A 19,336-nucleotide genomic window follows, 5' to 3' on the forward strand; every position below is an offset into this window, starting at 1 on the left:
AATCGCGGCCGCGCGAGCGACTAAAGTCGGCGGCGATGTCTTCCGGGATCCTTGACGAGCTGGGCTGGCGCGGGCTGATCGCGCAGTCCACCGACCTCGACGCGCTGGCCGCCGAGGCACAGCGCGGGCCGATGACCGTGTACGCCGGTTTCGACCCCACCGCGGCCAGCCTGCACGCGGGGCACCTGGTGCCACTGCTGGCGCTGCGCCGGTTCCAGCGCGCCGGCCACCGCCCGATCGTGCTCGCCGGCGGGGCCACCGGCATGATCGGGGACCCGCGCGACGTGGGGGAGCGCACCCTGAACGAGGCGGACACCGTCGCCGAATGGACCGAGCGCATTCGCGGGCAGCTGGAGCGCTTCGTCGACTTCGACACGTCGCCGACCGGGGCCGTCGTCGTCAACAACCTGGACTGGACGGCCCCGTTGTCGGCCATCGAGTTCCTGCGCGACCTCGGCAAGCACTTCTCGGTCAACGTCATGCTGGATCGCGACACCATCCGGCGGCGGCTCGAGGGCGAGGGCATCTCCTACACGGAGTTCAGTTACCTGCTGCTGCAGGCCAACGACTACGTCGAACTGCACCGCCGTTACGGCTGCGCGCTGCAGATCGGCGGCTCCGACCAGTGGGGCAACATCATCGCGGGGGTCCGCCTGGTTCGCCAGAAGCTCGGGGCGGCGGTGCACGCGCTCACGGTGCCACTGGTGACCGCGGCCGACGGCACCAAGTTCGGCAAGTCCACCGGCGGCGGCAGCCTGTGGCTCGACCCGGCGATGACCACCCCCTACGCGTGGTACCAGTACTTCGTCAACACCGCCGACGCCGACGTGATCCGCTACCTGCGGTGGTTCACCTTCCTGTCGGCCGACGAGCTGAGCGAGCTGGAACAGGCGACGGCCGAGCGCCCGCAGCAGCGCGCCGCCCAGCGACGACTGGCCCGTGAGCTGACCGTGCTGGTGCACGGGGAGGCGGCCACCGAGGCGGTCGAGCATGCCAGCCGGGCGCTGTTCGGCCAGGGCGAACTGGACCGCCTCGACGAGGCGACGCTGGCGGCGGCGCTGCGCGAGGCCTCGGTCGCCGAGCTCAAACCCGGCGGCCCGGACGGGATCGTCGACCTGCTGGTGGCCAGCGGCCTGTCCGAGAGCAGGAAGGCCGCGCGCCGCACCATCGGCGAGGGCGGGGTGTCGGTCAACAACGTCCGGATCGACAGCGAGGAGTGGGCGCCGCAACCCACGGACTTCCTGCACGGCCGGTGGCTGGTGCTGCGCCGCGGCAAGCGGACGATCGCGGGGATCGAAAAGGTCTAGGACCGCATCCGCAAAACGCGTTGGTGCGCAAATCTTTACCGTACGGTGTTGCGGTTGTGACCCGCGTTGGCCAGGGTGGTCACGATGACATCCCTCAGGCGTGTGGAATGGGCCCTGCTGCGCGTCCTGGGGGTGAGTGCGTGCGTGGCGGGGATGGCCGCGCCACTGGCGGCGCCCGTCCGCGCCGACATGCGGGGGAACGCGTTCCTGATGGCGCTCAGCAACGCCGGCATCACCTATCCGCACCCGGAGGGCGCCCTGGCGCTGGGCCAGTCGGTGTGCCCGATGCTGGTCATGCCGGGCCAGTCGTTCGACTCGGTCGCCGACGAAATGGCCAGCCGCAGCGGCCTGGGCTACGAGTCGGCGGGCCTGTTCACCATCGTCGCGGTGGCCAACTACTGCCCGGCGGTGATCGCGCCGCTGCTGCAGAACCGGCTCACGGCGTACTAGCGATCCAGCCCCCGTATCCTCGGCTGCGTGGTCGACGACAGGCAGCGGCAGCGGGGTGAACGGCGCCCGCGCCCGTCGGGCAACTGGTCGGGGCCCGGCCGTGCCCGGCCGGTCCAGCCGCAGCAGCCCGACGCCCGCCGCACGCCGGAGCCCGGGCCGCCGATACCGCCCGGCGTCGAGGCCCGGCAGCTGGCGCCCGAGATCCGTGGCGAACTCAGCACCCTGGACCGCGCCACCGCCGACGCGGTGGCGCGCCACCTGGTCGCCGCCGGTGAGCTGCTCGACGAAGACCCGGAGGCGGCGCTGAGCCACGCCCGCGCCGCCCGCGCGCGGTCCAGCAGGATCGCCGCGATTCGCGAGGCCGTCGGAATCGCCGCCTATCACTGCGGTGACTGGGCGCAGGCGCTGGCCGAATTGCGCGCCGCCCGCAGGATGGGCAGCAAGTCCAACCTGCTCGCCCTGATCGCGGATTGCGAACGCGGCCTTGGCCGCCCGGAACGGGCCATCGAGCTCGCGCGCGGTCCGGAGGCGGCCCAGCTCGACGGTGACGACGCCGACGAGCTGCGCATCGTCGCCGCGGGGGCACGCGCGGACCTCGGGCAGCTGGAGCAGGCGCTGACCGTCTTGTCCACGCCGCAACTCGACCCGGCCCGCAGGGGCTCGACGGCGGCGCGGTTGTTCTACGCCTATGCCGACACGCTCCTGGCCCTCGGCCGCGATGACGAAGCGCTGCAATGGTTTCTGCGCTCAGCGGCCGCCGACGTCGAAGGCGTCACCGACGCCGAAGACCGGGTCAGCGAGCTGGGCTCCCGATGACAAGCGTTGCGCGCCAATACGATTGCCTGCTACTCGACCTGGATGGGACGTTGTTCCGCGGCCGCCGGCCCACCGAGGGCGCGGTGCAAGCCCTGGCCGAGGTAAAAAGCCGCGCGTTCTTCATCACCAACAACGCGTCGCGCAGCGCCGCCGAGGTCGCCGCACACCTGACCGAACTCGGCTTCACCGCCACCGCCGACGATGTCGCCACCAGCGCCCAGAGCGCGGCCCGGCTGCTGGCCGCTCAGCTGCCGGCCCGGTCGCCGGTGCTGATCGTGGGCACCGACGCGCTGGCCGACGAGGTCGCGGCCGTCGGGCTGCGCCCGGTGCGCCGGTTCGACGACGACCCGGTCGCCGTCGTCCAGGGTCTGTCGATGAGCATCGGCTGGCCGGACCTGGCCGAGGCCGCGCTGGCCATTCGGTCCGGCGCGCTGTGGGTGGCGGCCAACGTCGACCCGACGCTGCCCACCGAGCGGGGCCTGCTGCCGGGGAACGGGTCCATGGTCGCCGCGCTGCGCGCGGCCACCGGCGCCGAGCCCCAGGTCGCGGGCAAACCGGCGCCCGGACTGCTCACCGATGCGGCGGCCAGGGGCGATTTCCGCGCGCCCCTGGTGGTCGGCGACCGGCTGGACACCGACATCGAGGGCGCCAACGCGGCCAAGCTGCCCAGCCTGATGGTGCTCACCGGGGTCAACTCCGCGCGCGACGCCGTGTACGCCGAACCCGTCCACCGGCCCACCTATATCGGCCACGACCTGCGGGCGTTGCACCAGGACGGCGAGCGGCTGGCGGTCGGGCCGCAGCCGGGCTGGCGGGTCGACGTCTGCGAGCGGGCGGTGACCGTCAGCGCTGACGGGCCCGACGACGGCGACGGGCTGGCGATCGTGCGGGCCGTCGCCGGCGCGGTGTGGGGCGCGCGGCGGGACGGGCGGCCGATCACCGTCGAGGCCGGCGACGCGCGCGCCCGCGAGGCGCTGCAGCGGTGGTCTCTGGGCTAGCGTTAGAGCGCAATGACTATCGATCCTGAAGAGATTCGCGCGGAAATCGACGCCCTGCTGGCCCAGCTGCCGGAGCCGGGCGCCCCGGAAAGCCCGGACAGCGGGCCGTCCCTCACCGAGCTCGAAGAGATAGCGCGCCGCCTCTCCGAGGCGCACGACGTGCTGCTGGCCGCGCTGGAATCGGCGGAGAAGGGCTGAGTGCCCGCATGTCTCGCCGCGCCCGCGTCGACGCCGAGCTGGTCCGGCGCGGCCTCGCGCGATCGCGTCAGCAGGCCGCGGAGTTGATCGGCGCCGGGCGGGTCAGCATCGACGGGCTGCCGGCCCGCAAGCCGGGCACCGCCGTCGCCCTCACCGCGGCGCTGACGGTGACCGACGACGGCGAACGGGACTGGGTGTCGCGCGGCGCGCACAAGCTCATCGGCGCGCTGGACACCTTCGGGATCGACGTGGCGGGCCGCCGCTGCCTGGACGCCGGGGCCTCGACGGGCGGCTTCACCGAGGTCCTGCTGGACCGGGGCGCCGCGGAAGTGGTCGCCGTGGACGTCGGCTACGGCCAGCTGGCGTGGTCGCTGCGCTGCGACCCGCGGGTGGTCGTCGTCGAGCGGACGAACGCCCGTGACCTGTCCCGGGAGGCGATCGGCGGGCCGGTCGACCTGGTGGTGGCCGACCTGTCGTTCATCTCGCTGGCCACCGTGTTGCCCGCGCTGGCTGGATGTGCTTCCCCCGCTGCGGATATCGTTCCCATGGTGAAGCCGCAGTTCGAGGTGGGCCGGGGCCAGGTCGGCGCCGGCGGCGTCGTGCACGACCCCGCCCTGCGCGCCGACGCCGTGCTGGGCGTGGCGCGGCGCGCCGGCGAGCTGGGCTGGCACACCGTCGGCGTCACCGCGAGCCCGCTGCCGGGCCCGTCGGGCAACGTCGAATACTTCCTGTGGCTGCGCGCCCGGACCGATCGGGGATTGGCGGATGAGGAGTTGGTGACGGCGGTGCGGAACGCCGTGAGCGAGGGCCCGCAATGACCGCTTCGACCGAGCACCGCACCGTGCTGATGGTGGTGCACACCGGCCGCGAGGAAGCCACCGAGACGGCGGCCCGCGTGCAGAAAGTGCTGAGCGACAACGACATTGCCCTCCGTGTGCTGTCCGCCGAGGCGGTCGACCGCGGCTCGTTGCAGGTGGCTCCCGACGACATCCGGGCGATGGGCGTCGAAATCCAGGTCGTCGACGCGGATCCGCATGCCGCCGACGGCTGCGAACTGGTGCTGGTACTCGGCGGGGACGGCACGTTCCTGCGCGCGGCCGAACTGGCACGCAACGCAGGGATTCCGGTGCTGGGCGTCAACCTGGGCCGGATCGGGTTTCTGGCCGAGGCCGAGGCGGAGGCCATCGACAAAGTGCTGGACCACGTGGTCGCCCGCGACTACCGGGTGGAGGACCGGTTGACGCTCGACGTGGTCGTGCGCGCCGGCGGTCGCGAGATCGAACGCGGGTGGGCGCTCAACGAGGTCAGCCTGGAGAAGGGCCCGCGGCTGGGCGTGCTGGGGGTGGTGGTCGAGATCGACGGGCGGCCCGTATCGGCGTTCGGATGCGACGGGGTGCTGGTGTCGACGCCCACCGGGTCGACCGCCTACGCGTTCTCCGCGGGCGGCCCGGTGCTGTGGCCGGACCTCGAGGCAATCCTGGTGGTGCCCAACAACGCTCACGCACTGTTCGGCCGGCCGATGGTCACCAGCCCCGCCGCCACCATCGCCATCGAGGTCGAGGCGGACGGCCACGACGCCCTGGTGTTCTGCGACGGTCGCCGCGAAATGCTGATCCCGGCCGGCAGCCGGATCGAGGTGAGGCGCTGCGACACGCCGGTGAAATGGGCACGGCTGGACAGCGCCCCGTTCACCGACCGGTTGGTGCGCAAGTTCCGGTTGCCGGTCACCGGGTGGCGTGGGAAGTAACGGCGCGGCTCGGAGCTGACTGAATGCTGACCGAAATCCGCATCGAGTCGCTCGGTGCCATCAGCGCGGCGGTCGGGGAGTTCGACCGCGGCCTGACCGTGCTGACCGGCGAGACCGGCACTGGCAAGACCATGGTGGTGACCGGGCTGCACCTGCTCGGCGGTGCCCGCGCCGACGCCACCCGGGTCCGGTCGGGTGCCGACCGCGCGGTCGTCGAAGGCCGTTTCACCACAACCGATCTCGAGGACGCCGTGGTGGCGCAGCTGGACGAGATGCTGGAGGCGTCGGGCGCTGAACGCGACGAGGACGGCAGCGTGATCGCGCTGCGCTCGGTCAGCCGCGACGGGCCGTCGCGGGCTTATCTGGGCGGTCGCAGCGTGCCCGCCAAGTCGCTGGGCGACTTCACCACCGAGCTGCTCACGCTGCATGGGCAAAACGACCAGCTGCGGCTGATGCGGCCCGAGGAGCAACGCGCCGCCCTGGACCGGTTCGCCAAGGCCGGAACCGCGCTCGAGCGCTACCGCAAACTGCGCGACGCGTGGCTCACCGCGCGCCACGACCTCGCCGACCGCCGGAACCGCATGCGCGAACTCGCGCTGGAGTCCGACCGGCTGACCTTCGCGCTCAACGAGATTGACGCCGTCGACCCACAGCCGGGCGAGGACGACGCGCTGGTCGCCGATATCGTGCGGCTCTCCGAATTGGACACGCTGCGCGAGGCCGCGACCACCGCGCACGCGGCGCTGTCCGGGGCTCCCGACGACGTGGAGGCCTCCGGACACAGCGCCGCCGACGGCCTGGGCCGCGCGAAGGCGGCCTTGGAGTCGACGGACGACGCGAAGCTGCGGGCGCTGGCCGGGCAGGTGCGCGAGGCGCTGACGGTGGTCGCCGACGCGGCCGGCGAACTGAGCGGATTCCTGGACGAGCTGCCGGTCGACGCCAGCGCGCTGGAGGCCAAGCTGGCCCGGCAGGCCGAACTGCGCACGCTGACCCGCAAGTACGCCGCGGACGTCGACGGGGTGCTGCGCTGGGCCCAGGAGTCGCGGCAGCGGCTGGCCCAACTCGACGTCTCCGAGGAGGGTTTGACGGCGCTGGCGGCCCGGGTCGACGAGCTCGCGCGTGAATTGGCCCAGGCCGCAGTCGATCTGAGCGGAATCCGGCGTAAGGCGGCCAAGCGGCTGGCCAAGGAGGTCACCGCCGAGCTGTCCGGGCTGGCGATGGCCGACGCGCAATTCAGTATCGACGTGAGCGACGACGTCGTCGCCGACAAGGACGATCCGGCCGCGCTCGCGCTCCCGTCCGGCGGGCTGGCCCGCGCCGGCATCGACGGCGTCGACCAGGTCGAGTTCGGTTTCGCGGCGCACCGCGGGATGGACCAGCTGCCGCTGGCCAAGAGCGCGTCCGGCGGCGAGCTGTCCCGGGTGATGCTGGCGCTGGAGGTGGTGCTGGCGGCCTCGGCGGCGGGCACCACCATGGTGTTCGACGAGGTCGACGCCGGCGTCGGCGGCCGCGCCGCGGTGCAGATCGGGCGGCGGTTGGCGCGGTTGGCGCGCACCCACCAGGTGATCGTGGTGACGCATCTGCCGCAGGTCGCGGCGTACGCCGACGTGCACCTGGTGGTGCACAGCGCCGGGCCCAAGGGCACCAGCGTGGTACGGCGGGTCACCGGCGACGAGCGGGTCGCCGAACTGGCGCGGATGCTGGCGGGGCTGGGCGAATCCGACAGCGGGCGCGCGCACGCCCGGGAACTGCTCGACGCCGCCCAGCGGGACGAGATCTGAGCCGCCGCCCCGCCCTGCGGCGAGGGTGCGTGTTTGTCCGAGGACACGCCGCGCAAGCCGCGCAACTGCGCACCGTGGCGCGACCAACCCGTTAGGAGCTTGTGACTAATGGGACTCTAGATAACTTCTGAGGCTGGTGTTACGGCGCGCCTCCACGCCTGATCCGGGCATCACCGACAGAATCGCCCCCATGAAGATGTCAGGGCTGCTTACTCGTAACACCGCCCGGCCGGGCCTCGTCGGCACCGCACGGGTGGACCGGAACATCGACCGACTGCTGCGCAGGGTGTGCCCCGGCGACATCGTGGTGCTCGACGTCCTGGACTTGGACCGCATCACGGCGGACGCCCTGGTGGAAGCCGACATCGCCGCGGTCGTCAACGCCTCGCCCTCGGTGTCGGGCCGCTATCCCAACATGGGTCCCGAGGTGCTGGTCAACAACGGGGTCACCCTGATCGACGAGACCGGACCCGACATCTTCAAGAAGGTCAAGGACGGCGCCAAGATCCGGTTGTACGAGGGCGGGGTGTACTCGGGCGACCGCAGGCTGGTGCGCGGCACCGAGCGCACCGACCACGACATCGCCGACCTGATGCGCGAGGCCAAGAGCGGCCTGTCCGCGCACCTGGAGGCGTTCGCCGGCAACACGATTGAGTTCATCAAGAGCGAGAGCCCGTTGTTGATCGACGGCATCGGCATCCCCGACATCGACGTCGACCTGCGCCGCCGGCACGTGGTCATCGTCGGCGACGAGCCCAGCGCCGAGGAGGACCTCAAGTCGCTCAAGCCGTTCATCAAGGAGTACCAGCCGGTGCTCTTCGGCGTGGGCAGCGGCGCGGACGTATTGCGCAAGCAGGGTTATCGTCCGCAGGTCATCGTGGGCGACCCCGACCACATCAGCGCCGACGCCCTCAAGTGCGGCGCCCAGGTCGTCCTGCCCGCCGACGCCGACGGCCACGCACCCGGGCTGGAGCGCATCCAGGACCTGGGTGTGGGGGCGATGACGTTCCCGGCGGCGGGTTCGGCGATCGACCTGGCCCTGCTGCTGGCCGATCACCACGGCGCCGCGCTGCTGGTGACCGCGGGCCACACCGCCAACATCGAGACGTTCTTCGACCGGACGCGCGCGCACAGCAACCCGTCGACGTTCCTGACCCGGCTTCGGGTGGGGGAGAAGGTGGTGGACGCCAAGGCGGTGGCCACCCTGTACCGCAATCACATCTCGGCGGGCGCCATCGCGTTGCTGGCGCTGACCATGTTGATCGCCGTCATCGTCGCACTGTGGGTGTCCCGCACCGACGGCGTGGTGATGCACTGGATCACCGAGTACTGGAACCACTTTTCCCTGTGGGTTCAGCACCTGGTGACCTAGGTTTCTGATGATCTCGCTGCGCCAACACGCGTTATCGCTGGCCGCCGTCTTCCTGGCGCTGGCCGTGGGAGTCGTGCTCGGATCCGGCTTCCTGTCCGACACCCTGCTGTCCAGCCTGCGTGACGAGAAGCGGGATCTGCACTCGCAGATCGACGGGCTCAACGACCAGAAGAACGTGCTCAACGAAAAGCTCAGCGCGGCAAACAACTTCGATACCCAGCTGGCCGGCCGGATCGTGCACGACACGCTCGGCGGCAAGTCGGTCGTGCTGTTCCGCACCCCGGACGCCAAGGACGACGACGTGGCCGCGGTGTCGAAGTTCATCGGCCAGGCCGGGGGCGCGGTGACCGGAACCGTGTCGTTGACGAGTGAGTTCGTCGAGGCCAATTCCGCGGAGAAGCTGCAGACCGTGGTGAACTCGTCGATCCTGCCGGCCGGACAGCAGCTGAGCACCAAGCTCGTCGACCAGGGCTCGCAGGCCGGCGACCTGATGGGCATCGCCTTGCTGATCAACGCCAATCCCGCGATCCCGCCCGTCGACGAGGCCCAGCGGGGCACCGTGCTGGCGGCGCTGCGCGACACCGGGTTCATCACCTATCAGCCCGCCGAGCACATGGGCGCGGCGAACGCCGCGCTGGTCGTCACCGGCGGTGCGCTACCCCAGGACGCCGGCAACCAGGGCGTCAGCGTCGCCCGGTTCGCCGCCGCGCTGGCGCCGCACGGGTCGGGCGCCCTGCTCGCCGGGCGCGACGGCTCGGCGACCGGCGGGGCGGCCGTCGCCGTGGCCCGCGCCGACGCCGGGATGAACTCCGTGGTGAGCACCGTGGACGACGTCGACACCGCGCCCGGCCGGATCACCGCGGTGCTCGGCCTGCACGACCTGATCAACGGCGGGCACGCGGGGCAGTACGGCACCGGTCACGGCGCGACTTCGATCACGGTGCCCCAGTAGCGGGCGTGTTCCCCACGCCACCGCGGTGGTGGATGTTAGGGTGGGTTTCCGTGGGTCGGCAGGCCCTACTAGTTATTCGCTAGCAAAATTCGACGCCCTGCCCGTCTTCACGGAGGTCGCCTGTGCGAAAGCACCCGCAATCCGTCACCAAGCACCTCTTCGTCAGCGGGGGCGTCGCGTCCTCGCTGGGCAAGGGCCTCACCGCCAGCAGCCTCGGTCAGCTGCTGACGGCCCGCGGGTTGTACGTCACCATGCAAAAGCTCGACCCGTACCTCAACGTGGACCCGGGCACCATGAACCCGTTCCAGCACGGCGAGGTGTTCGTCACCGAGGACGGCGCCGAGACCGACCTCGACGTCGGCCACTACGAACGGTTCCTGGATCGCGACCTGTCCGGCTCGGCGAATGTCACGACGGGGCAAGTGTATTCGACCGTCATCGCCAAGGAGCGGCGCGGCGAATACCTCGGCGACACCGTTCAGGTGATCCCGCACATCACCGACGAGATCAAGCGCCGGATCACGGCGATGGCCGAGCCGGACGCCCACGGCAACCGCCCCGACGTGGTCATCACCGAAATCGGCGGAACCGTCGGCGATATCGAGTCGCAGCCGTTCCTGGAGGCGGCGCGCCAGGTCCGCCACGACCTGGGCCGGGAGAACGTCTTCTTCCTGCACGTCTCGCTGGTGCCGTATCTGGCCCCGTCGGGCGAACTCAAGACCAAGCCGACCCAGCACTCGGTGGCCGCGCTGCGCAGCATCGGTATCACGCCGGACGCGCTGGTGCTGCGCTGCGACCGGGACGTCCCCGAAGCGCTGAAGAACAAGATCGCGCTGATGTGTGACGTCGACATCGACGGGGTGATCTCCACCCCGGACGCGCCGTCGATCTATGACATCCCCAAGCGGCTGCACCGTGAGGAACTCGACGCCTACGTGGTGCGCCGGCTCAGCCTGCCGTTCCGCGATGTCGACTGGACCGAGTGGGACGACCTGCTGCGCAGGGTGCACGAGCCGCACGAGACGGTGCGAATCGCGTTGGTGGGCAAGTATGTTGAGCTCTCCGACGCCTACCTGTCGGTCACCGAGGCGCTGCGCGCCGGCGGGTTCAAGCACCACGCCAAAGTGGAGATGCAATGGGTGCCCTCCGACGACTGCGAGACCGCGGCGGGCGCGGCGGCGGCGCTGGCCGACGTGCACGGCGTGCTGATCCCGGGCGGCTTCGGCATCCGCGGCATCGAGGGCAAGATCGGCGCCATCCGGTACGCGCGGTCGCGAGGGCTGCCGGTGCTGGGCCTGTGCCTCGGCCTGCAGTGCATCGTGATCGAGGCCGCGCGCTCGGCCGGGCTCACCGAGGCCAACTCGGCCGAATTCGACCCCGACACACCGCATCCCGTCATCTCCACGATGGCCGACCAGGTCGACGCGGTGACCGGGCAGGCCGACCTGGGCGGCACCATGCGGCTGGGCGCGTATCCCGCTGTGCTGCAGCCGGATTCGATCGTGGCCCAGGCCTATGGCACCACGGAGGTGTCGGAGCGGCACCGGCACCGCTACGAGGTCAACAACGCCTACCGTGACAAGATCGCCGAGAGCGGCCTGCGGTTCTCCGGGACCTCGCCCGACGGGCATCTGGTGGAGTTCGTCGAGTACCCGCCCGAGGTGCACCCGTTCATCGTCGGCACCCAGGCGCACCCGGAACTCAAGAGCCGCCCCACGCGGCCGCACCCGCTGTTCGTCGCGTTCGTCGGGGCGGCCATCGACTATCAGTCGGGCGAGCTGCTCCCGGTGGAGATCCCCGAGCACGCCTCGAACGGCAACCAGCAGCGGGACGGCGTCACCCAGTCGCTACCCGAGCCCGCGACCCGTGGCTGAGCACAACTTCGAGACGGCGTCATCCGAAACGCTGTACACCGGAAAGATTTTCGCACTGCGCAGTGACCAGGTGCGGATGCCGGGCGGCGCCACCGCGATTCGTGAAGTCGTCGAGCACTACGGGGCCGTCGCCATCGTGGCGCTGAACGAGGACAACAACATCGCGATGGTCTACCAATACCGCCACGCATTCGGCCGGCGGCTGTGGGAGCTGCCGGCCGGCCTGCTCGACGTGGCGGGGGAGCCGCCACAGGAGACGGCGGTCCGCGAGCTCCAGGAGGAGGTCGGCCTGCGGGCCGGAACCTGGCAGGTGCTGGTGGACCTCAACTCCGCGCCGGGCTTCAGCGACGAGTCGGTGCGGGTGTACCTGGCCACCGAGCTGACCGAGGTGGCGCGGCCCGAGGCGCACCACGAGGAAGCCGACATGACCATGCGCTGGTTTCCCGTCGCCGAGGCGGTCCGGATGGTGTTCAGCGGCGAGATCGTGAATTCCATTGCCATTGCCGGGATTTTGGCCGCCCACGCGGTGACCGCAGGCGTCGCGGAGCCGCGCCCGGTGGACAGCCCGTGGCCCGACAAGCCGACCGCGTTCGCCGCGCGCAAGGCCGCGCGATGACGACGGCGGCCCTGGACACCCAACTGCAGGGCTATCTGGACCACCTCACCATCGAGCGGGGTGTCGCCGCGAACACGCTCAGCTCCTATCGCCGCGACCTGCGCCGCTACACCAAGCACCTGGCGGACCGGGGAATCCACGATCTGGCCAAGGTCGGCGAGGACGACGTCAGCGAGTTCCTGGTCGCGCTGCGCCGCGGCGACCCCGACTCGGGGACCGCGGCGCTGTCCGCGGTGTCGGCGGCGCGCGCCCTGATCGCGGTTCGGGGCCTGCACCGGTTCGCCGCCGCCGAGGGGCTCGCCGAGCTGGACGTGGCGCGCGCGGTCCGCCCGCCGACGCCGGGCCGCCGGCTCCCCAAGAGCCTGACGATCGACCAGGTGCTGGCGCTGCTGGAAGGCGCTGGCGGCGACAGTGCGTCCGACGGCCCGCTCACGCTGCGAAACCGCGCGCTGCTGGAGCTCCTGTACTCCACGGGGGCGCGCATCTCGGAGGCCGTCGGCCTCGACGTCGACGACATCGACACCCGCGCCAGGTCGGTGCTGCTGCGCGGCAAGGGCGGCAAGCAGCGGCTGGTGCCCATCGGGCGGCCGGCCGTGCAGGCACTCGACGCTTACCTGGTCCGCGGCCGCCCGGACCTCGCCCGCCGCGGCCGCGGGACGCCGGCCATCTTGCTCAATGTGCGCGGCGGGCGGTTGTCGCGGCAAAGCGCGTGGCAAGTGCTGCAGGACGCCGCCGAGCGCGCCGGGATCACGTCGGGGGTGTCGCCGCACATGCTGCGGCACTCGTTCGCGACCCACCTGCTCGAGGGCGGCGCCGACGTGCGGGTGGTGCAGGAGTTGCTGGGGCACGCCTCGGTGACGACGACGCAGATCTACACGATGGTCACCGTGCACGCGCTGCGTGAGGTGTGGGCCGGCGCCCACCCCCGCGCGCAGTAATCGGGATCGGTATCTAACCCAGGTACTCGGATTCCAGGACCAGGTCGGACACCAGCGACTGGTATTCCAGGTGCGTCTTGTGTTCGACGGTGTTCCATTGCTTGCCCTGCTGCCGGCGCATGTACTCGCGGTACTTCGGCGCGCCCGGAATCCTGACGTTGTCGGCGACCACGACGGCGCCCGGGCGCAGCCAGCCGCGCGCCGCGATGCTGTGCAGGTCGTCCAGGTAGGCGTCCTTGTCGTGGTCGAGGAAGACGAAGTCGAGCCCGCCGGGCGTGAACCCGTGCTCGTCGGCCAGGGCGTCCAGGGTGCGTCCGCCGTCGCCGATGGTGCCGACCACGCAGGTCACCCGGTCGGCGACGCCGGCATGGGCCCACATCCGCCGGGCGTTGGCGGCGTTGGCCTCGGCGAGTTCGACGGAATACACCTTGGCGGTCGGGGCGGCCCGGGCGATGCGCAGCGCGCCGTATCCGACGTAGGTGCCCAGTTCGAGTGCCACGGCGGGATCGGCCCGGCGCACCGCGGCGTCGAGGATCCGCCCCTTCTCGTCGCCGACGTTGATCAGCATCGACTTCTCGTAGGCGAATTTGTCGATGGTGGCCAGCACGTCGTCGATGTCGCCGGCCTTGGCGTTGCGCAGGACGTAGTCCACCGCGGCGGCCTCGCGTCCGTCGCCGATCTGACCCGTCGTGGTGATGTTGCGCGCCCCGGTCGCCATCCGCCAGACCGACCAGCGCAGCAGGGGGATCCGTCGCTTGAGGTCCATAGGAATCCACCTTAGGCCGGGGACGGGCGCGCCCCGATGGTGCGGATGTGGCTGGTGTGACAGGGCGTGCGAAAACTGGCTGCGACAAGCGATTTCCGCGCATATTGGCTGGTAAATTGCCTGCGGGTCGCCCGGCTTCCGCGCGCGAACCGGTTAGACTTTCGGTCGATGTTCACCTCGCGAACACCCCCGCCATGACCGAGCAGCCGGATAGCGGCGTCGAGCTCGGCCTGACCGGGCGGCCGCCGCGGGCGATCCCGGAACCGCAGCCGCGCACCTCGCACGGCCCGGCCAAGGTCGTCGCGATGTGCAACCAGAAGGGCGGCGTCGGCAAGACCACGTCGACCATCAACCTGGGCGCCGCCCTCGCCGAATACGGCCGGCGGGTGCTGCTGGTGGACATGGACCCGCAGGGCGCGCTGTCCGCCGGGCTCGGCGTCCCGCACTACGAGCTGGAGAAGACCATCCACAACGTGCTGGTCGAGCCGCGGGTGTCCATCGACGACGTGCTGCTGCAGACCCGGGTCAAGTACATGGACCTGGTGCCCAGCAACATCGACCTGTCCGCCGCCGAGATCCAGCTGGTCAACGAGGTGGGCCGCGAACAGACCCTGGGCCGGGCGTTGCATCCGGTGCTGGATCGCTACGACTACGTCCTGATCGACTGCCAGCCGTCGCTGGGGCTGCTCACCGTGAACGGGCTGGCCTGCGCGGACGGCGTGGTGATCCCCACCGAATGCGAATTCTTCTCGCTGCGTGGCCTGGCGCTGCTGACGGACACCGTCGACAAGGTCCGCGACCGGCTCAACCCGAAGCTGGAGATCAGCGGCATCCTGCTCACGCGGTACGACCCGCGCACGGTCAACTCCCGCGAGGTGATGGCCCGGGTGGTGGAACGGTTCGGCGACCTGGTGTTCGACACCGTCATCACCCGAACCGTCCGATTCCCCGAGACCAGTGTGGCCGGTGAACCCATCACCACCTGGGCCCCGCGCTCCACGGGCGCCATCGCCTACCGCAACCTGGCCCGCGAGTTCATCGACCGATTCGGCGCGTGACGGCCAGCGCAAACGGTGAGGCGCCAGCCAAGAACGGTTTTCAAGTCCGCCTGACCAACTTCGAGGGTCCGTTCGATCTGCTGTTGCAGCTGATCTTCGCCCACCGGCTCGACGTCACCGAGGTGGCGCTGCACCAGGTCACCGACGACTTCATCGCCTACACCCGTGAGATCGGCTCGCAGCTGGATCTGGAGGAGACCACCGCCTTCCTGGTGGTCGCCGCGACGCTGCTCGATCTCAAGGCCGCCCGGCTGCTGCCGGCCGGGCAGATCGACGACGAAGAGGACCTGGCGCTGCTCGAGGTGCGCGACCTGCTGTTCGCCCGGCTGCTGCAGTACCGCGCGTTCAAGCACGTCGCGGAGATGTTCGCCGAGCTGGAGGCGACCGCGCTGCGCAGCTACCCGCGCGCCGTGTCGCTGGAGGACCGGTTCACCGAACTGCTGCCGGAGGTGATGCTGGGCGTCGACGCCGAACGCTTCGCCCAGATCGCCGCGATCGCGTTCAGCCCGCGGCCGGTGCCGATTGTGTCCATCGGGCACCTGCACGACGTGGCGGTCTCGGTGCCCGAGCAGGCCAAGAAGCTGCTGGCGATCCTCGAGTCCCGCGGCAGCGGCCAATGGGCCACGTTCTCCGAGCTGGTCTCCGACTGCGAGGCGCCGATGGAGGTCGTCGGGCGCTTCCTGGCGCTGCTCGAGCTCTATCGGAGCCGGGCGGTAGCATTCGACCAGTCGGAGCCGCTTGGCGTGCTCCAGATTTCATGGACCGGGGAACGTCCGGCCAACGAAGCCTTGCTAGAAGTGCGGGACGAATAGATGAGTGAATCGGAGCCCGACGTCGATCTGGACGTCGGCATCCCGGACATCGCCGAGGCGGCACCCATGGACGCCGAGGAACTCGGCTCCGTCCTGGAGGCGCTGCTGCTGGTGGTCGACACCCCGGTCACCGCCGAGGCGCTGGGCGCGGCCACGCAGCAACCCGTCTACCGGGTCGCCGCCCGGCTGCAGCAGATGGCCGACGAGCTCACCGAACGCGACAGCGGCATCGACCTGCGCCAGACCAGCGAGGGCTGGCGGATGTACACCCGGGCGCGGTTCGCGCCGTATGTGGAGAAGCTGCTGCTGGACGGCGCGCGGTCCAAGCTGACCCGCGCCGCTCTGGAGACCCTGGCCGTGGTGGCCTACCGCCAGCCGGTGACCCGCGCGCGGGTCAGCGCGGTCCGCGGTGTCAACGTCGATGCCGTCATGCGCACGCTGCTCGCGCGCGGCCTGATCACCGAGGCCGGGGTGGACGACGACACGGGCGCAGTGACTTTCGCGACCACCGACCTGTTCCTGGAACGGTTGGGGCTGACGTCGCTGGCCGACCTGCCCGACATCGCCCCGCTGCTTCCCGACGTCGACACCATCGAGGACTTGAGCGAATCCCTGGACAGCGAGCCGCGTTTCATCAAACTCCGGGGCGGGCAGCCGTCCGAGCAGGCGCTGACGTTCGACGTGGACCACGATTGATGGTCGAGACCGAAGGAATCCGGCTGCAAAAGGTGTTGTCCCAGGCCGGGATTGCGTCGCGGCGCGCCGCCGAGAAGTTGATCATCGACGGCCGTGTCGAGGTCGACGGGCAGGTGGTGAGGGAGTTGGGCACCCGGGTGGACCCCGATGCGTCGGTGATCCGGGTGGACGGCGCCCGGGTGGTCCTCGACGAGTCGCTGGTGTACCTGGCGCTGAACAAGCCGCGGGGCATGCACTCCACCATGTCGGACGACCGGGGCCGCCCGTGCATCGGCGACCTGGTGGAACGCAAGGTGCGCGGCAACAAGAACCTCTTTCACGTCGGGCGGCTGGACGCCGACACCGAGGGGCTGATCCTGCTGACCAACGACGGCGAGCTGGCGCACCGGTTGATGCATCCCTCCCACGAGGTGCCCAAGACGTACCTGGCCACGGTGACGGGGTCCGTGCCGCGGGGGCTGGGCAAAAGGCTGAAGGCGGGCATCGAATTGGACGACGGCCCGGCCCGCGTCGACGAATTCGCCGTGGTGGACGCGATTCCGGGCAAGACGCTGGTGCGGGTCGTGTTGCACGAAGGGCGCAACCGCATCGTGCGCCGGCTGCTGGGCGCGGCCGGCTTCCCGGTAGAGTCGTTGGTGCGCACCGACATCGGTCCCGTGTCGCTGGGCAAGCAGCGGCCGGGCACCTTTCGGGCTCTGAGCCACGGCGAGGTCGGGCAGCTGTACCAGGCGGTCGGCCTGTGAATCGTGTGGTGGTGGCCATCGACGGGCCCGCCGGGACCGGAAAGTCTTCGGTGTCACGGGGATTGGCGCGCGCGCTGGGCGCCCGCTACCTGGACACCGGGGCGATGTACCGGATGGTGACGCTGGCGGTGCTGCGCGCGGGCGTCGACCCGACCGACGAGGCGGCCGTCGGGCGCATCGGGTCCACGGTGCGGCTGTCGGTGGAGTACGACGCCGACGGCGACCGCTATTTCCTTGCCGGAGAAGATGTTTCAACCGAGATCCGCGGCGATGAGGTGACCCGCGCCGTCTCGGCCGTGTCGTCGGTGCCCGCCGTGCGCGCCCGCCTGGTCGGGCTGCAGCGCGAGATGGCAGAGGGGCCCGGCAGCGTCGTCGTCGAGGGCCGCGACATCGGCACCGTCGTCCTGCCCGACGCCCCGGTGAAGATCTTCCTCACCGCGTCGGCCGAAACCCGCGCGCGGCGCCGCAACGACCAGAACGTCGCGACCGGCCTGGCCGACGACTACGACGCGGTGCTGGCCGACGTCCGGCGCCGCGATCACCTGGACTCCACCCGCGCCGTGTCGCCGCTGCGCGCCGCCGCCGACGCGGTGGTCGTCGACACCAGCGAGATGACCGAGGGGCAGGTGATCGACCACCTGCTGGAACTGGTCGAGCAGCGAAGCGGGGCGGTGCGGTGACTTCCGACGGCACCTGGACCGACGAAAGCGACTGGGAATCCGTCGAATCCGGGCTCGACGAGCAGGCCGAGGCCGGCCCCGCGCCCGTCGTCGCGATCGTCGGACGGCCCAACGTCGGCAAGTCGACCCTGGTCAACCGGATCCTGGGGCGGCGCGAGGCGGTCGTGCAGGACATTCCCGGCGTGACCCGCGACCGGGTGTCCTACGACGCGCTGTGGACCGGCCGCCGGTTCGTCGTGCAGGACACCGGGGGATGGGAGCCCGACGCCAAGGGGCTGCAGCAACTGGTGGCCGAGCAGGCGTCGGTCGCCATGCGGACCGCCGACGCGGTGATCCTGGTGGTCGACGCCACCGTCGGCGCCACCGCGGCCGACGAGGCCGCCGCCCGGATCCTGCTGCGGTCGGGCAAGCCGATCTTTTTGGCCGCCAACAAGGTTGACAGCGAAAAGGGCGAAGCGGACGCCGCGGCGTTGTGGTCGCTCGGGCTCGGCGAGCCGCACGCCGTCAGCGCGATCCACGGCCGCGGGGTCGCCGACCTGCTCGACGAGGTGCTGGCCGCGCTGCCGGAGGTGTCCGAAGCCGCACCCGCGCCGGGCGGCCCGCGACGGGTGGCGCTGGTCGGCAAGCCGAATGTGGGCAAGAGCTCGCTGCTGAACAAGCTGGCCGGGGACGAGCGCTCGGTGGTGCACGACGTCGCCGGGACGACCGTGGACCCGGTGGACTCACTCATCGAACTCGGCGGCAAGGTATGGCGATTCGTCGACACCGCGGGCCTGCGGCGCAAGGTCGGCCAGGCCAGCGGGCACGAGTTCTACGCGTCGGTGCGCACCCACTCGGCGATCGACTCGGCCGAGGTGGTGGTCGTGCTGATCGACGCCTCGCAGCCGCTGACCGAACAGGACCAGCGGGTGCTGTCCATGGTCATCGAGGCCGGCCGGGCGCTGGTGCTGGCCTTCAACAAGTGGGACCTGGTCGACGAGGACCGGCGCGAGCTGCTCGAGCGTGAAATCGACCGCGAGCTGGTGCAACTGCGGTGGGCCCAACGGGTCAACATCTCCGCCCGGACGGGCCGGGCGGTGCAGAAGCTGGTGCCGGCGATGGAGACGGCGTTGGCGTCCTGGGACATGCGCATCCCGACGGGCCCGCTGAACGCGTGGCTGAAAGAGGTGGTGGCCGCGACGCCCCCGCCGGTGCGCGGGGGCAAGCAGCCGCGCATCCTGTTCGCCACCCAGGCCGCCGCCCGCCCGCCGACGTTCGTGCTGTTCACCACCGGTTTCCTGGAAGCCGGCTACCGGCGTTTTCTGGAGCGGCGGCTGCGGGAGACCTTCGGCTTCGAGGGCAGCCCGATCCGGATCAACGTGCGCGTGCGCGAAAAGCGGGCCGCCAAGCGGCGCTGAGGGCTTCGGCTTCGGGCTCTCCCGAACCAATCGGCGACTCTCGAACTTGATAGCACCGGCGATATCGCGTCGGCGAATCGCCAAGTGGTCCGCGGCGTTGCCTTTCCGACCCACGATGGGGAATGTGGAAGCTGG

At 70.8% G+C, this 19,336-nt stretch carries 20 protein-coding genes; 19 read left to right on the forward strand and 1 reads right to left on the reverse strand.

What is annotated here, in order from left to right:
* Positions 1–35 precede the first annotated feature (35 nt).
* The 13 genes from tyrS to xerD all read left to right on the forward strand — a co-directional run bounded on the left by tyrS (position 36) and on the right by xerD (position 13,049).
* On the forward strand, positions 36–1,307 hold the full coding sequence (gene tyrS / locus G6N37_RS05795) for a tyrosine--tRNA ligase (protein WP_163677154.1): 1,272 nt from the start codon (positions 36–38) through the stop codon (positions 1,305–1,307).
* 75 nt (positions 1,308–1,382) lie between these two features.
* On the forward strand, positions 1,383–1,757 hold the full coding sequence (locus G6N37_RS05800; RefSeq protein ID WP_269475753.1) for a DUF732 domain-containing protein: 375 nt from the start codon (positions 1,383–1,385) through the stop codon (positions 1,755–1,757).
* A gap of 27 nt (positions 1,758–1,784) precedes the next feature.
* A complete protein-coding gene (locus tag G6N37_RS05805) occupies positions 1,785–2,573 on the forward strand; it encodes a tetratricopeptide repeat protein (protein WP_163677160.1) in 789 nt (262 codons plus the stop codon).
* Positions 2,570–3,571: an HAD-IIA family hydrolase gene (locus G6N37_RS05810; protein WP_163677178.1), complete on the forward strand. Its 1,002-nt coding sequence runs from the start codon at positions 2,570–2,572 to the stop codon at positions 3,569–3,571. The genes G6N37_RS05805 and G6N37_RS05810 overlap by 4 nt, the downstream gene beginning before the upstream one ends.
* Before the next feature lie 12 nt (positions 3,572–3,583).
* Complete coding sequence (locus G6N37_RS05815) at positions 3,584–3,769, forward strand: hypothetical protein (protein WP_163677181.1); 186 nt, start codon at positions 3,584–3,586, stop codon at positions 3,767–3,769.
* 8 nt (positions 3,770–3,777) lie between these two features.
* Complete coding sequence (locus G6N37_RS05820) at positions 3,778–4,587, forward strand: TlyA family RNA methyltransferase (RefSeq protein ID WP_163677185.1); 810 nt, start codon at positions 3,778–3,780, stop codon at positions 4,585–4,587.
* Positions 4,584–5,516 (forward strand): NAD kinase, encoded by a 933-nt coding sequence (locus G6N37_RS05825; protein ID WP_163677188.1) that lies wholly within the window; start codon positions 4,584–4,586, stop codon positions 5,514–5,516. The genes G6N37_RS05820 and G6N37_RS05825 overlap by 4 nt, the downstream gene beginning before the upstream one ends.
* A 23-nt stretch (positions 5,517–5,539) precedes the next feature.
* A complete protein-coding gene (gene recN, locus G6N37_RS05830) occupies positions 5,540–7,297 on the forward strand; it encodes a DNA repair protein RecN (protein ID WP_163677191.1) in 1,758 nt (585 codons plus the stop codon).
* A gap of 190 nt (positions 7,298–7,487) precedes the next feature.
* The gene (steA, locus tag G6N37_RS05835; RefSeq protein WP_163677193.1) at positions 7,488–8,669 is read left to right on the forward strand and encodes a putative cytokinetic ring protein SteA; all 1,182 of its coding nucleotides are present in this window, start codon (positions 7,488–7,490) and stop codon (positions 8,667–8,669) included.
* Between the two features lie 7 nt (positions 8,670–8,676).
* Positions 8,677–9,621 carry a copper transporter gene (locus G6N37_RS05840; protein ID WP_163677196.1) on the forward strand — a complete coding sequence of 315 codons (945 nt, stop codon included), beginning with the start codon at positions 8,677–8,679 and terminating at the stop codon, positions 9,619–9,621.
* Positions 9,622–9,743: 122 nt separating this feature from the next.
* Positions 9,744–11,495, forward strand: coding sequence for a CTP synthase (locus tag G6N37_RS05845; RefSeq protein ID WP_163677199.1), 1,752 nt, complete (start codon positions 9,744–9,746; stop codon positions 11,493–11,495).
* Entirely contained in the window at positions 11,488–12,111 is a 624-nt protein-coding gene (locus G6N37_RS05850) for an NUDIX domain-containing protein (protein ID WP_163677202.1), read from the forward strand. The genes G6N37_RS05845 and G6N37_RS05850 overlap by 8 nt, the downstream gene beginning before the upstream one ends.
* On the forward strand, positions 12,108–13,049 hold the full coding sequence (gene xerD / locus G6N37_RS05855; RefSeq protein WP_163677205.1) for a site-specific tyrosine recombinase XerD: 942 nt from the start codon (positions 12,108–12,110) through the stop codon (positions 13,047–13,049). Before G6N37_RS05850 ends, xerD begins: the two co-directional genes overlap by 4 nt.
* Positions 13,050–13,062: 13 nt before the next feature.
* Here the strand turns inward: xerD and G6N37_RS05860 are convergent, their stop codons facing one another.
* Positions 13,063–13,815: an O-methyltransferase gene (locus tag G6N37_RS05860; protein WP_163677207.1), complete on the reverse strand. Its 753-nt coding sequence runs from the start codon at positions 13,813–13,815 to the stop codon at positions 13,063–13,065.
* Between the two features lie 194 nt (positions 13,816–14,009).
* Here G6N37_RS05860 and G6N37_RS05865 point away from each other — a divergent pair, with 194 nt between their 5' ends.
* Genes G6N37_RS05865 through der form a run of 6 tightly spaced genes read left to right on the forward strand, consistent with a single transcriptional unit; the run spans position 14,010 to position 19,201 of the window.
* Positions 14,010–14,873 carry a ParA family protein gene (locus tag G6N37_RS05865; protein WP_179961881.1) on the forward strand — a complete coding sequence of 288 codons (864 nt, stop codon included), beginning with the start codon at positions 14,010–14,012 and terminating at the stop codon, positions 14,871–14,873.
* Entirely contained in the window at positions 14,870–15,685 is an 816-nt protein-coding gene (locus G6N37_RS05870) for a segregation/condensation protein A (RefSeq protein ID WP_163677210.1), read from the forward strand. Before G6N37_RS05865 ends, G6N37_RS05870 begins: the two co-directional genes overlap by 4 nt.
* Positions 15,686–16,381 carry an SMC-Scp complex subunit ScpB gene (gene scpB / locus G6N37_RS05875; RefSeq protein ID WP_163677213.1) on the forward strand — a complete coding sequence of 232 codons (696 nt, stop codon included), beginning with the start codon at positions 15,686–15,688 and terminating at the stop codon, positions 16,379–16,381.
* Positions 16,381–17,124, forward strand: a complete 744-nt coding sequence (locus G6N37_RS05880) for a pseudouridine synthase (RefSeq protein WP_163677216.1) — start codon at positions 16,381–16,383, stop codon at positions 17,122–17,124. The genes scpB and G6N37_RS05880 overlap by 1 nt, the downstream gene beginning before the upstream one ends.
* Positions 17,121–17,804, forward strand: coding sequence for a (d)CMP kinase (cmk, locus tag G6N37_RS05885; RefSeq protein ID WP_232075303.1), 684 nt, complete (start codon positions 17,121–17,123; stop codon positions 17,802–17,804). The genes G6N37_RS05880 and cmk overlap by 4 nt, the downstream gene beginning before the upstream one ends.
* Positions 17,801–19,201 (forward strand): ribosome biogenesis GTPase Der, encoded by a 1,401-nt coding sequence (gene der, locus G6N37_RS05890; RefSeq protein WP_163677219.1) that lies wholly within the window; start codon positions 17,801–17,803, stop codon positions 19,199–19,201. Before cmk ends, der begins: the two co-directional genes overlap by 4 nt.
* The last annotated feature ends 135 nt before the right edge of the window (positions 19,202–19,336 follow it).

Origin of the sequence: Mycobacterium seoulense, assembly GCF_010731595.1 — a bacterium.
GTDB lineage: Bacteria > Actinomycetota > Actinomycetes > Mycobacteriales > Mycobacteriaceae > Mycobacterium > Mycobacterium seoulense.